General features: G+C 53.6%; 10 protein-coding genes. 3 read left to right on the forward strand and 7 right to left on the reverse strand.

The window, feature by feature from the left end; translation table 11 throughout:
* Positions 1–24: 24 nt before the first annotated feature.
* From K5Y30_RS15375 to K5Y30_RS15385, 3 genes are all read right to left on the reverse strand, one after another.
* Positions 25–3,831, reverse strand: coding sequence for a S6 family peptidase (locus K5Y30_RS15375; protein ID WP_222211989.1), 3,807 nt, complete (start codon positions 3,829–3,831; stop codon positions 25–27).
* 217 nt (positions 3,832–4,048) lie between these two features.
* On the reverse strand, positions 4,049–4,333 hold the full coding sequence (gene rplY, locus K5Y30_RS15380) for a 50S ribosomal protein L25 (protein ID WP_101763688.1): 285 nt from the start codon (positions 4,331–4,333) through the stop codon (positions 4,049–4,051).
* Between the two features lie 131 nt (positions 4,334–4,464).
* On the reverse strand, positions 4,465–6,219 hold the full coding sequence (locus tag K5Y30_RS15385) for a DEAD/DEAH box helicase (RefSeq protein ID WP_222184691.1): 1,755 nt from the start codon (positions 6,217–6,219) through the stop codon (positions 4,465–4,467).
* A gap of 166 nt (positions 6,220–6,385) precedes the next feature.
* Between K5Y30_RS15385 and rsuA the strand changes: the two genes are divergently transcribed.
* The 3 genes from rsuA (at position 6,386) to K5Y30_RS15400 (ending at position 8,978) form a co-directional block, all read left to right on the forward strand.
* Positions 6,386–7,108, forward strand: a complete 723-nt coding sequence (gene rsuA, locus K5Y30_RS15390; RefSeq protein WP_222184693.1) for a 16S rRNA pseudouridine(516) synthase RsuA — start codon at positions 6,386–6,388, stop codon at positions 7,106–7,108.
* 12 nt (positions 7,109–7,120) lie between these two features.
* A complete protein-coding gene (locus tag K5Y30_RS15395) occupies positions 7,121–8,314 on the forward strand; it encodes a Bcr/CflA family multidrug efflux MFS transporter (RefSeq protein ID WP_176973713.1) in 1,194 nt (397 codons plus the stop codon).
* Positions 8,315–8,651: 337 nt separating this feature from the next.
* A complete protein-coding gene (locus tag K5Y30_RS15400; RefSeq protein WP_222211991.1) occupies positions 8,652–8,978 on the forward strand; it encodes a hypothetical protein in 327 nt (108 codons plus the stop codon).
* Here K5Y30_RS15400 and yejF read toward each other — a convergent pair.
* Genes yejF through K5Y30_RS15420 form a run of 4 tightly spaced genes read right to left on the reverse strand, consistent with a single transcriptional unit; the run spans position 8,972 to position 14,494 of the window.
* On the reverse strand, positions 8,972–10,561 hold the full coding sequence (gene yejF, locus K5Y30_RS15405; protein ID WP_222211992.1) for a microcin C ABC transporter ATP-binding protein YejF: 1,590 nt from the start codon (positions 10,559–10,561) through the stop codon (positions 8,972–8,974). The two genes, K5Y30_RS15400 and yejF, sit on opposite strands and share 7 nt — an antisense overlap.
* On the reverse strand, positions 10,562–11,584 hold the full coding sequence (locus tag K5Y30_RS15410) for an ABC transporter permease (protein WP_101763694.1): 1,023 nt from the start codon (positions 11,582–11,584) through the stop codon (positions 10,562–10,564).
* Positions 11,584–12,675 (reverse strand): microcin C ABC transporter permease YejB, encoded by a 1,092-nt coding sequence (locus K5Y30_RS15415; RefSeq protein WP_137386169.1) that lies wholly within the window; start codon positions 12,673–12,675, stop codon positions 11,584–11,586. Before K5Y30_RS15415 ends, K5Y30_RS15410 begins: the two co-directional genes overlap by 1 nt.
* Before the next feature lie 10 nt (positions 12,676–12,685).
* On the reverse strand, positions 12,686–14,494 hold the full coding sequence (locus K5Y30_RS15420; protein WP_222211994.1) for an extracellular solute-binding protein: 1,809 nt from the start codon (positions 14,492–14,494) through the stop codon (positions 12,686–12,688).
* Between the last annotated feature and the right edge of the window lie 20 nt (positions 14,495–14,514).

The raw sequence follows: 14,514 nt of genomic DNA on the forward strand, positions 1-14,514 counted from the left end.
TCACCAAAGTGCCCGGCTTTTTTATCAGAAAGAATAGTTTATTCCACTGCTGATGAGTGAATCGGTGCGGAACTTGCCACCAAAGCTGTGTTTTGCGCCAATATTCGCTGACCAGTTGTCGCTGATTTTCCCTTCGAAGCTCAGATGAGCCCGGTAACGATCGTCGTCCATCGCGGCATACACGCGTCGGCTGTGGCGATCCTCAAGGGTCAGTGAAGAGCCGGAGCTGCCCGGTGAAAACTGTTTTTCAACGGTTGCGCTGAATCGCACCCTTGGTAGCAGCGCACCGAGCCCCTGCTTGCTGACTTCAATACCCGGCGTGAGTCCCCACGGCATGGCTGAACTCAGAGTAATGCTGGCATCTCGGCTTTGCAGCGTATAACCCGGCATATGGCCTGCGCTGGCCTTCACGTAAGGCGACAGCGTGAACGACGTGTCCACCAGAGGAAAGGATTTACCCAGTTTTGCACTGCCGGCCAACATATGGCTGGTTTTTGAGGTGCTTTCCACTCCCAATATCGGGTCAAGGTTGATGTCCTGACGCAGGTGCAGGTAGCTGGCAGCAAGATCCATAAACCATCCATTTTCGCTCATGCCGCTTGCATACAGACCCAGAGTACTCAGCTTATGGCTGACGCTGGCTTCATCCCGGGCATTTCCCAGGCTGTAACTGGCGGTGACGCCGTACAGCCAGGCATCCGCTTGCGTATCGGCACCGACCTCCAGCTTACTGTCTTTTAACGTTATGCTATCCATCCTGCCGCTATTCTGGCTAAGACTGGCCCATGCACCGCTGTCTTCATGGCTACCGCGCAGCAGCTGAGCGCGATCGGTCAGCATGCTGCTAATTTCACTGAACAGGTAGTGGCGCGAAGCGAGTAGGGCGCGAGTACTCTGCACCAGTGGCTGATTATCAATGACGTCAAACCAGTCTTCAGCAGTACCCGGTTTTGGCGTGATCTCTGGCTCAGGCTTCACTTCAGGCTCAGGCTTAATTTCGGGCTCAGGATTAATTTCGGGCTCAGGCTCAGGGTTAGTTACCGGATCGGGTGGCAGCACCGGATCGGGCGTTTTGGCAATGATCCATTTCACGCGACCATTCTCTTCCACAACCTGATGATCGGCGGTATACAGCGAGAACCCGCGTTTAACCGCAGGTAGCGTGAAATAGTCATGCGCGGTACCGGCGGGTGCGTTTACCAACACGATCTCTTTTGCGATGCGATTGGGGAAGGTTTCGCCCAGCATAAAACCGAGATCGAGCGTGTTGCTGCCGCCCTGCGCGCTGGAACCAATGTATAAACTGTCGCTGATGGCGGATTGTGGCGCGATACCGAAACCAAGCTGCAGATTATTTGCCGTCAGATGTTCAACAGAGAGCAGCTTCGGCGTCCAGGCCATTTCATCTGCAGAAAGCAGGGAGATGATACCGCCTTTACCTGCATCCAGGCGGTGCACGCGGCTGTTACCGTTCATGTTCCAGAACGTCTCACTGCTCAGGGTCATTCGCGCTGAATGACTGTCGTTGATGTGGCCGTGATAATTGACCTTGCCAAGATGGAGCGCTGCGTTATCGCCCAGCGTGATGTTGCCTTCGACTGTACTGGCGGGTAGCACGCGTAGCTCATCATTGTTTCTGCGTGCGACAGTGCAACTGCTGGAACTTTTCAGTACGGTTGAAGTGCAGCGTAAAATTTGTTGCTCATCAGCAGCATCGGGATGGTAACCAAGAATAACCTGACTGTTGTCACCAGTCTGAATATCGGCTTTAACCTGCGCGTATTCACCCACCTGGAAGCGCGCGCCACTGGCGACCACTACGTTATTGGCGGAGAAAGAAGAGGCATACCAGTCATCGTCAATAATCAGGCCACCGGCATGAGGAACGGGCTGGCCGGAAAGCAATAATGTTCCGTTATCGACATTGATATTGCCGTCAATATCAACATTGCCGGTGAGTGCTAAATTATATTTTTCATCCACTGGAGAAAAGCGTAAATTAAATTTGTCACGTTTTTTATCCTGAGAAACTGAGCCAATGTCTCCACGAAAGACTAACTGATTCAACTGAGTCAGTCGATAATCTCTGGCCTCATTCAGGTCATAGCCCAGATACTTCCAGTCGGCATTGTCCTGCTGGTTGGTGGGGAAGTACCAGTATTTTTCTTTTTTTAACTGGAAGTATTCTGTACGAGCAGTACGAGAGTTATAGTATTGATAAATATCTCCAATATTACCCTTATCGACACTGCTCCAGGTATTGATTTTGATGTCGCTATTCGAAAAGCCTGTGAGCGTTAAATTAGCTAAAGAAGTCTGGTTTTGATTAATTAATGTTGCGCCACTGTCAGTGTGATTAATTCTTTTCATTGTCAGGCTGTTGCCATTCAAATCGAGATTTCCACCTCGGTATCCAAAGAAGATGTTATTCGCATCAACCTGATCGCTGCTGTTCATTACTACTGTTGGGCGACCACTGGTTATATAAAGGCGAGAAAACGCCTGACGATTGCCCTGCGCATCTTTTTGTTGATCGAGAATAACGGTGCCATCGCCGATATTCAGCCCCCCTTCATTGATGCCGTTTGCATTAATGTGCAGCACGCCACCGCCAATTTTATGCAGATCGTCATCTTTCAGGCCATTCACCTGCCATCGCACGGTTTTATCTTTATCGACTTCAACGCCGCCGCCCACCCAGGTGGCGTCAACATCAGCGGCAGATTTGAGCGTGTAATTATTAGAGAACTGCAGCTTACCTGCCCCTAGGTTGACGGCATCGGAGAGAATAATGTCGCCACCGTCACCGTTAAACCTTATATCCTTACTCGCGTCCAGTTCGGCATTACTGGCAGCCGCAGGGGCAAGATGACGATATTTTTTATCCAAGCCTTTCCAGCTCCATTGCTGGCTGCCTTGATCAATTGTTGTCGCATTCCATAAAATAGCACCGGCATTGTTACTGTCCTTAACATCAGGAGATGTATTAATAGCAACAATGCTTTCATAAAAACCATCTGGAATTAACGTACCGCCTGACTCACGAGAATAAGGATATGGGGCTTCACCATAACCACTTCCATAATGAACAGCGACAAGTTTCCACTGCTTATCTATTGAGTCGTAGCCATAGTAAGGGCTACCACTGTCGCCGGGTTGTCCGGTAATAGTAAGTGCTGTAGAAAGGGGGTTATCAGGTGATAACTGTGTAAAATAAAAATAATTTTTGGTAAATTCGACGAGTTTTGGGTCGATAGCACCACCTGCAAGCCATGAATAAGCGCCTGCGAGTTGTACAACATCCTTTTGATCATCGGTTACTTGAACCATTTTCCCTGCACCGGCTCGCGCATAAGCATTATAACGCGAAACATGGCCTTTTTTAAGCTCGCTATTTTCAATGAGATCAAGCGGTGAAGCTTCTGTAACAACTTTGTTTAATCGCGGCATCATGTAATCTTGATCGATGACATCTGGAATGGCATTACGACTAATACCAACATAGTGCCGAGAGTATTCGGAATTACCACCAAAAAATATACGATCTAAATCTGTGTTATGACGGACGCTAATAATATAAGAGGGAGCGTTTAAAGTAGCATATCCACCTCGAATGATGCCACCCAGATCAGGCATAGGAAAATTCAGATTACCCGATAAATCGCCATTTTTTTTATAAATTGGAATATTACTGATGCCAGGACGAAATTTGCCCATATTCTCAGCAAAATCGCGGTAATCTTGCACATTGGTATCATGGCGCATGACTCCCGCATACGAGGGGAGCGCAACAAGCAGCGCGCTGTAAAATAAAGCGGTGATTTTATTCATTTGAAGTCCTTAGGGGGCGTTTCCTTGAAAATGCTGAGCAAACCGCATTGTCCAGAAAGTCCTATGACTTCACCCTGAAGAATGGTCTTAAATACAATAAGAACGAGGCTGAGGAGGGAACAAGGTAATTACGTCGATAACGAAATCGGGTTGATTTTAGGCGAAATAAAAGGGCCGGTTTCGCAACCGGCCCTTCTACTTACAACTCATTTCGCGATTATGCGCGAACGAAGTCGATGTGGAACAGTTTTGGCTTGAACGGATGACGCTGTACCGCCTGAGCCTTAACTTTAACTTCTTTGCCATCAACCGCGATGGTCAGCACTTCGCTGTAGAACTCAGGTTTAACCTGTACATTCATCACTGCATCGTGGTCGAGTTCGATAGCAATTGGTGCTTCATTTCCGCCATAGATGATGGCTGGGAATTTGTTTGCTACACGCAGGCGGCGGCTCGCACCCTTACCCTGGTCTTTACGTACTTCAGCGTTAATAGTGAACATTTGATGTCTCTTCAATAGTTCCTGCTACAGGCGACCCAGCAACAGGACGGTTATTCAAACTGCTTTTACGGATGCAAAAGCGGGCGGCATTATAGCCCCAATGATGCCACAGGGGCAAATGATTCCGCCGCTTAACGCAGCTCATTCGCGCGGCGATAACGGCCCTGATAATCAAACATTTTTTCGCGGATCTGCCAGAAATGACCTTTTGCGCGCGCCACCACGAAGTCCGGATGGCGCAATAAAGGTTGTAGGGCGATGACATCCGCTGCAGTTTGCCAGCCGAGTTCCACGCCAGGCGCGCGCTGGTGCGGACGCATAAACAGCTGCTCGAAGGCTTTACGTTGCGCCGGCGTTTGCAGGCGAAAACGCTCGCTGACGCTGGTGCCATCTTCATCGAAATAGGTGGCTTTCAGCCATTCGCCTTTATCATCGCGTCCTTGCTCCAGCGTCATGCCGGCGCAGCGCAACACGCGCGCATCTTTCAGTTTCAGCGCGGCTTTCAGCATGTCATCCGCATCGACCAGAATTTTGTCGCATTGATTGCAGCGCCGCGCGGCGATGTCATTCTCGGCACCGCAATCCGGGCAGCTTTTGAAGCGGAAGCGATAATCACACTGTTCTCGCTCGCCTTCGTCATCTTCCAGCACGCCCTGACAGCGGCGGCCAAAATGCTCGATGATGTGTCCATCTTCGGTGGCTTTGCCCCAAAACGTGTTGGCGAAACCGCAAGCGGGACAGAACACTTGCACCGGCTGATTGTCGCTGGTCCCTTTCGGTGCGCCGACTTCGGGGGTGAAAAGATCGTGCGGATTACCGGCGTAATCCAGCACCAAACAATCGCTTTTGCCGGGCGACAAGCGTAAACCGCGACCCACGATCTGCTGATAGAGGCTGACGGATTCGGTAGGGCGCAATATGGCAATTAAATCCACATGTGGCGCGTCAAAGCCGGTGGTCAGAACGGCAACGTTGACCAGGAACTTCAGCTGCTGCGCTTTAAATGCACCAATTAAGCGATCGCGATCCTTCACCGCCGTTTCCGCTGAGACCAGCGCGCTGTTTTCAGGCAGCAGCGTGAGGATTTCGCGGGCATGTTCCACGGTGGAGGCGAACACCATCACGCCACGTCGATCTTCAGCGAACTCGATAATCTGACGGATAATATGCGGCGTCACGCGTTGCTGTTGTTTCAGCTCGCGGTTGAGATCGGCTTCGCTAAACAAGCCATTATTTTGCGGGATCAAACGGGTGAAATCGTACTGCACCACCGGCATATCTAAGCGCTCCGGCGGCACCAGAAAGCCGTGTTTTATCATATAGCGCAGCGGCAGCTCATAAATGCAGTCGCGGAACAACGCTTTCTCATCTCCGCGCACCATGCCGTGATAGTGGAACTGGTAAATCCAGCCTTTGCCGAGACGGAAGGGCGTGGCGGTCAACCCCAACAGGCGCAACTGCGGATTGTGCTGCCGCAGGTGAGTGAACAGCAGCTGATACTGGCTCTCTTCGTTATCGCTGATGCGGTGACACTCATCGACGATCACCAGCGAAAAGGCGCTGTCGAAGCGGTCGAGATTGCGCGCCACCGACTGCACGCTGCCAAACACCACTTTGCTTTCGCTCTGCTTGCGCTGCAAACCGGCAGCGAAGATATCGGCTTGCAAGCCATACGCCTGATATTTGCTGTGATTCTGCTCCACCAGCTCTTTGACGTGGGCCAGCACCAATACACGTCCGCGCGCTAAGCGCGCCAGTTCAGCAATCACCAAACTCTTACCCGCACCGGTCGGCAGCACAATCACCGCAGGCGTGGTATGGCGACGAAAGTGGTTGAGAGTGGCGTCAACCGCCTCTTGTTGGTATGGGCGCAGGGTGAATGACATCGGGGCAAACTTTTTTCTGGAACGGACGCGCATTATGGCATGAAAGCCAGTTAAACGCAGGTTCACTACTGTTAGCACTCTAAGGATCAAGCTATACTGCCCACACTTTCTTAACGGACAAAAACACCGTTTCAGTTTCCCCCGCAGTAACAGGCAAAGCGAATTCATGCGACTCGAAAAATTCATATCTCAGCAACTGGAAGTTAGCCGTGCTATCGCCGGACGCGAAATCCGCGCCAAAAAAGTCACCATTAACGGCGAAGTTGTGCGCGATGCGGCATACAAAGTACAGCCAGACGATGAAGTCGAATACGACGGCAATCCGCTGGTGGTGCAGCAAGGACCGCGCTATTTCATGCTGAATAAGCCGCAGGGTTACGTCTGCTCAACCGACGATCCCGATCATCCCACCGTGCTGTTCTTTATCGAAGAACCCGCAGCGTTCAAGCTGCATGCGGCGGGCCGTCTGGATATCGACACCACCGGTTTGGTGCTGCTGACCGACGATGGCCAATGGTCACACCGCATTACCTCACCGAAGCATCACCTGGAAAAAACCTATCTGGTGGAAGTGGAGGAGCCAATCGATCCTGCTCTGGTTGAGAAGTTCGCTGCGGGTGTACAGCTGCACAATGAAAAAGAGCTCACCAAGCCGGCCGTGCTGGAGATTCTCGATGAGAAAGCTGCCCGTTTGACCATCAGCGAAGGGCGTTACCATCAGGTCAAACGCATGTTTGCGGCGATGGGTAACCATGTCTCAGCGCTGCATCGCGAACGTATTGGTGACATCGAGCTGGATGAAGATCTCGGCGAAGGTGAATATCGTGAACTGACCCAGCAAGAGGTCGACAGCATCGGCCTGCCAGAAGAACTCAAACAACGTAAATAGCGGGAGAAAGCGGTGCGCAAGGAAAAGAATTCACCGGTCGGTTTAGTGGTCATCCTCGGATTGCTGGCAATGCTGATGCCGCTCTCTATCGATATGTATCTGCCGGCCATGCCGCAAATCGCCCATGAGTTTGCGGTTTCGGCGGGCAGCGTGCAGATGACGCTCAACCTTTACATCCTTGGTTTCGCTATTGGCCAGTTAGTTTATGGTCCACTGGCAGACAGCTACGGACGTAAACCGGTGATTGTGCTGGGAACGCTGATCTTTGCCTGCGCCGCCGCGGCTTGCGCGCTGTCACAAACCATCGATCAGCTGATCTTTATGCGCTTCCTGCACGGCTTATCGGCCGCCGCTGCCAGCGTGGTAATCAACGCCTTGATGCGCGATACCTACTCGAAAGAGGACTTCTCGCGCATGATGTCATTCGTGATGCTGGTGACCACCATCGCGCCGCTGCTGGCACCGATTATCGGTGGCTGGCTGCTGTTGCTGTGGAACTGGCACGCTATTTTCTGGACGCTGGCGGGTGCCGCGCTGATCACCACCGTGCTGGTGGTGACGCAAATCCGTGAAACGCTTAAGCCCGAACAGCGCCAGCGCTTTCATCTGCGGACCACGTTGGGCAACTTTGTGGCGCTGGTGCGCCACAAGCGCGCCTTTAGTTACATGCTGGCGAGCGGTTTCTCCTTTGCCGGATTATTCACCTTCCTCAACGCCGGTCCGTTTGTCTATATCGAAGTGAACCACGTTTCCCCGCAGAACTTCGGCTATTACTTTGGCCTGAACGTGGTGTTCCTGTTCGTGATGACGCTGATCAACAGTCGCGCCGTGCGCCGTTTTGGTCCGGTGAAAATGTTCCGCATGGGATTGGTGATTCAGTTCGCGATGGGCGTTTGGTTGCTGATCTCCAGCGCGCTGGATTTAGGCTTCCTGTCGCTGGTGTTTGGCGTGGCGATGTTTATTGGCTGCGTTTCGACGGTGTCGTCGAATGCGATGGCGGTGATTCTGGATGAGTTTCCGCATATGGCTGGCACCGCTTCCTCGCTGGCGGGAACGCTGCGTTTTGGTGTCGGTGCTTTAGTCGGCGCGCTGCTCTCATTAGTCAGCATTAACAGCGCCTGGCCGATGGTTGCCACCATTGCGCTGTGCGCCACAATTTCGATTGTGCTGTTCACCTATGCTTCGCGTCCTCAACAGCCAGCGTGACATCCCCGGGGTCGTCATAAATGGCGACCTGGCCTCTCTTAATTCTTCTCCCTCACTCGCTAATCCCCATTCATTCGTTATGCTTAATGTTTCCATTATGTGAAAATTTAGAGATAAAAAAGTAACGATAATGCGTCTAAAATGATTGTTAACCGCAGCCGAACACGGTAAACATAGGCATAAATGTGAGAAGCCTCGCAAATTATAAATTGGCTACACGCTTTGTGCTTAAAACGAGAAGGCAGACTGAATTGGTATTCAGAGCTAATCAGGTTGGGATTCACCACGTTGTGCCGTCGTCGTGAATAAAGTTAACGTCTCTGGGGGCCGTATAACTATGCTGCAACTTTCCGTTGTGCATCGCTTACCACAACATTATCGCTGGTCGCTGGAACATGCGGGTGAAATTGAGCGTCAGGAAGCGGCGAATGGCGTGCATGCCGAAGATTTAGTGGTGCTGCGCCTGCTGAGCCACGATGGTCATCCGGCGCTGGAAATTCTGCACCAGCTGAAAGAGACGCTGGCGCAGATTCAAGTCGAGTGCAAAATCGCCGAGTGTGAAGGGCAACCTTGTCTGCTGATTCAACGCGATGACGAAAGCGCGACCAACTGCTGCCTGAAAAATCAGGGTGTCGCTATCGCCGAAACCTTCGACGGTCACTGACTCAGATCTTTTCCCTGCGCGGACGCCAGCAGCTGCCGCGTGTAATCGGCTGCTGGTGCGTTGAACAGCGTTTCACAATCACCTTGCTCTACCACTTCGCCCTGACGCAGCACAATCAGCTGATGACAGAGCGCGCGCACCACCTGCAAATCATGGCTGATAAACAGATAGGCGAGCTGATGCTGCTGCTGCAAACGACGCAGTAAGGTCAGAATTTGCTTCTGCACCGAGCGGTCCAGTGACGAGGTAGGTTCATCCAGCACAATCAACTGCGGCTCAAGGATCAACGCGCGGGCGATCGCGATGCGCTGGCGCTGACCGCCTGAAAACTCCGCCGGATAGCGTGAACGGCTGTCGGCATCGAGCCCCACTTCCTGCATCACCGCAATCACTTTGGCTTCCTGCTCCGCACTGCTCAGTTCCGGGCGATGCACCGCTAAACCTTCCGCAATCACCTGTTGCACCGTCATGCGCGGATTGAGCGACGAATTGGGATCCTGAAACACCACCTGAATGCGCTGGCGCAGCGGCAATAACTGCTTTGGCAACAGCTGATGCAGCGGCTGATCGTCAAACCAGATCTCACCGCGCGCGCTAATTAAACGCAGCAGCGCCAGGCCCGTTGTGCTTTTGCCCGAGCCCGATTCACCCACCAGTCCGAGGCTTTCGCCACGCCGCAGGGTAAAGCTAAGATCCTTCAGCGCCATCTTCTCAGCCACGGTGCGACGCAGCAATCCCCGCCGGATCGGGAAACCAACCTGCAGGTTTTTCACCTGCAACAGCGGTTGCGCATCCAGCAGCGGCACCGGTTCGCCATCCGGCTCGGCGGCGATCAGTTCGCGCGTATAGGGCTGCTGCGGCTGGCTGAACAGCATATCGCAGCGATTGTGTTCCACAACGCGGCCATTGCGCATCACCGTGACGCTGTGCGCCAGCTGACGCACAATATTCAGGTTATGGGTGATGAACAGCATGCCCATGTTAAGTTCACGCTGCAGTTCGCGCAGCAGTTGTAGAATCTGCGCCTGAACCGTCACATCCAGCGCGGTGGTTGGTTCATCGGCGATCAGCAGCTTCGGCTGGGTTAGCAGCGCCATGGCGATCATCACGCGCTGTCGCTCACCACCAGAAAGCTGGTGCGGAAAATCCTGCAAGCGCGATGCCGCATGGCGAATGCCGACGCGATCCAGGCAGCTCAGCATTTCGCCACGCGCGGCTTCGCGCCGCATGCCGCGATGCACCGACAGCACTTCATACAGCTGCTTCTCCACGTTATGCAGCGGATTGAGCGACACCATCGGCTCCTGAAAAATCATCGCCATCTGGTTGCCACGCAGCCCGCGCAGGGTGCGTTCGCTGGCTTGCAAAATATCCTGGCCGTTAAACAGAATTTCGCCTTGCGGATAGTTGACCGGCGGTTGCGGCAATAAGCGCATGATCGACAGCGCAGTCACGCTTTTACCTGAACCGGATTCGCCCACCAGCGCCAGCGTTTCGCCGGCGTCAATCTGCAGCGAAATGTCTTCTACCACGCGGCGATCCTGAAAGGCCACCGCCAGATGATTCACCGTTAACAGGCTCATTTAGCGTCCTCGGCTCGGGTCAAAGGCATCGCGTACCGCTTCGCCGATAAAGATCAGTAACGACAGCAGCAGGGCGAGGGCAAAGAAGCCCGCCAGTCCCAGCCACGGCGCCTGTAAATTGTTTTTGCCCTGTAACAGCAGCTCGCCAAGCGAGGGCGATCCCACTGGCAAACCAAAACCCAGGAAGTCCAGCGAAGTTAGCGTGGTGATTGAGCCGCACAGAATAAACGGCAAAAACGTCAGCGTGGCGACCATGGCGTTGGGCAGCATGTGGCGCAGCATAATGCGGCTATCGCTGACGCCGAGCGCACGGGCCGCACGGATATAATCGTAGTTGCGCGCACGCAGGAATTCGGCGCGCACCACGCTTACCAGGCTCATCCAGCCAAACACCACCGTCACCAGCAGCAGCCACCAGAAGCCGGGCTGAATCACGCTGGAGAGCAGAATCAGCAGGAACAGCGAAGGCATGCCGGACCACACCTCAATCAGGCGTTGACCCACCAAATCGATGCGGCCGCCAAAGTAGCCTTGCACCGCGCCAACCACGATGCCAATTACGCTGGAGAACAGCGTCAGCATGATGCCGAACAGCAATGAGATGCGCGTGCCATACAGCAAGCGTGCCAGCACATCGCCACCGTTAGCATCGGTGCCGAGCCAGTTTTGTGCGGAAGGTGGCGAAGGGAAGGGCACATCGGTGGCGAAGTTGATGGTGCTGTCGCTGAAGCGAATCGGTGCCCAGATTGCCCAACCTTGTTGATCAATGCGCTGCTTCAGCCAGGGATCCTGATAATCGGCAGGCGTAGAGAAATCACCACCGTAATCACTTTCGCTGTAGTTGAACAGCAGCGGCACATACCAGCGTTGCTGATAATGCACCAACAGCGGTTTGTCGTTAGCCAGCAGCTCAGCGCCCAGCGACAGAACAAAAATGATCAGGAAAATCCACAGCGACCAGTAACCGCGTCGGTTATGGCGAAAACGCTGCCAGCGCTGCTGGTTAACCGGAGATAAGCGCATCAGCGTCCCTCAAAATCAATGCGCGGATCGACCAGCGTGTAGGTCAGATCGCTAAGAATGTTCATCAGCAGGCCAATCAGGGTGAAGATATAGAGCGTGCCAAACATCACCGGATAGTCGCGCTGAATAGTGGCGTCATAGCCGAGCAGGCCCAAACCATTGAGTGAGAACATCACCTCTATCAACACCGAGCTGGTGAAAAACATGCTGATAAAGGTGGCGGGGAAACCGGCGATCACCAGCAGCATTGCGTTGCGGAACACGTGGCCGTACAGCACGCGCTTCTCATCCAGCCCTTTGGCGCGCGCGGTGACCACATATTGTTTGCGGATCTCATCAAGGAACGAGTTTTTAGTCAGCATGGTCAGCGTGGCGAAACCGCCAATCACCGTAGCCAGCACCGGCAGCGTGATGTGCCACAGGTAATCGCTGATTTTGCTGTACCACGGCAGCGCATCAAACTGCGGTGACGTCAGGCCGCGCAGCGGGAACCAGTCGAAATAGCTGCCGCCGGCGAACAGCACAATCAGCATGATGCCGAACAGGAAGGCCGGAATCGAATAGCCAATGATGATAAAAGTGCTGCTCCAGATATCGAAAGCGCTGCCGTTACGCACCGCTTTTTTGATGCCCAGCGGAATTGATACCAGGTAAATGATCAAGGTGCTCCACAATCCCAGGCTGATGGAGACCGGCAAACTCTCTTTGATCAGCTGCAGCACCGATGCGCTGCGGAACAGGCTGTCGCCGAAATCAAAACGGATGTAGTTCCACAGCATTTCACCGTAACGCTGCAGCAGCGGTTTATCGAAGCCATAGCGATGCTTAATTTCCGCAATCACTTCCGGATCGAGTCCGCGAGCGCCGCGATATTGGCTGTCGCCGGGATTGTCACGCATCAGCGCACCGCGCGCGCCGCTGTCGCCGCCGCCTGAGCCAGGAATGCCGGTGCTGTGACCAAACTGCACATTGGCTAACGCCTGATCCACCGGGCCGCCCGGCGCAATCTGCACAATAAAGAAGTTCAGGGTGATGATCGCCCAAAGTGTCGGGATGATCAGCAGTAACCTGCGAAGAAAATAGGCTGCCAAACCGTGCTCCTCAGCGTCGATTGGCCGGCAATCGCCCGGCTTTGTTCACATCGTACCACCAGTTTTCCAGACCGGTAGCAAACGCGGGTTTAATCTCGGGATGGGAAAACTTGTCCCAATACGCCATGCGATCTTCCGCGCTGTACCACATCGGAATCATGTAGGCATTCCACAGCAGGATGCGATCCAGCGCCTGGCCGAGCGGCAGCAGCGCTTTCTCATCGCCCTGATGCTCAACGATCTGCTGCACAAAATGGTCGACTATGGGATCTTTCACGCGCGGCCTGTTCCAGGAAGAGTCAATAAATTGAGATTGCCAGATCGTTTGCAAGCTGGTCGAGGGCCATGGCATGGCGTAATAGAGCGATGGGATCATGTCGTAGTCGCCTTCGCGCATACGGCGGAGATATTGCGAGCTGTCAATCTGGCGCAGCGAGACCTGGATGCCAAGCCGTTGCAGGCTGTGCTGGAACGGCAACGCCCAGTCGTTTTGCGTACCGCTGCGCATCAGTAATTCGAAACGGAACGGCTGGCCGGATTTCACATTCACCAATTGCTGATTTCTGATTTCCCAACCCGCTGCTTTCAGCAAGTTCATGGCTTGCAACAGGTTGCCGCGATCGAAACCGCTGCCGTCAGAACGTGGCGGGGCATACTCATTGTTGAACACTTCCGGCGGCAGCTGCGCTTTGTAGGGCGCCAGCAGGATCAACTGCTCGGCTTTGGGATAGCCAAGTGCAGCATAGTCGGTGTTCTGGAAATAGCTGCGCGTGCGTTTATAAGCGCCATAGAACAAGGCTTTGTTCATCCACTCGAAATCGAACGCCAGCGTGATGGCTTCACGTACGCGACGATCGGCGAACAGCGGTTTTTCGTTGTTAAATGCCAGCCATTGCGTGTCGGTGGAAACGGTGTTGGGAATGGTCGATTTGACGATGGCGTGACTGTCAAAGTTGCGACCGCGATATTGTGTCGCCCATTTCTTCGCTGAACTCTCTTCGCGCAAATCGTAAGCGCCGGCTTTAAAGGCCTCAAACGCCACGTTGTCATCAAGATAATAGTCATAACGCAAAGTATCGAAGTTAAAACGCCCGCGATTCACCGGCAGATTGGCGGCCCAGTAATCTTTCACCCGGCTGTACTGGATAAACTGACCCGATTTATAGGAGGTGACGCGATAAGGCCCGCTGGCCAGCGGCGGATAACCAATCGGCTCGTTAAACTTTTTGTTTTGCCAGAATTTTTCCGGGATGACCGGCAGCGTTAGCCAGCTGAGAATCCGATCTTTGTCCGGTTTCGGCATGTCGATACGCACGGTGAGACGGTTTAGCGCTTTCACTTGCACGTCACGAAACGCCACGCGGAACTGCGGCACACCTTCCGTCATGAATTTCTGGAAGGTGAAAGCCACATCCTGCGCGGTAATCGGTGTTCCGTCCTGAAACTGTGCATGAGGATTGATCGACACTTCCATCCAGCGATAGTCGTCGGGATAGCGCGCTGATTCCGCGATCAGCGGATAGTAGCTGCCAGGTTCATCATCGGAGGTGGTGAACAAGCCGTCATACAGCGTATCGGTACCGATGCCGGGATTGCCGCGCGAGGCGAAACGATTGAAGTTGTCGTAGGTGCCCACCACCGCCAGCGTGATTTTGCCGCCTTTGGGCGCGGCGGGATTGGCGTAATCGTAGTGAGTGAAATTCACCGCATATTTCGGCTCGCCCAGCTTAGCGAAGGCATAGCTTTCATTGATGGTGGCGGCATGCAGCGGCGCAGTGGCGCTACAAATGAACAACGCTGTGACAAGACGCAGCAGCATAAGTGGGGCGATCTCCTGTG

The sequence above is a fragment of the Pantoea sp. DY-5 genome (genome assembly GCF_019795955.1).
Classification (GTDB): Bacteria; Pseudomonadota; Gammaproteobacteria; order Enterobacterales; family Enterobacteriaceae; genus Pantoea; species Pantoea leporis.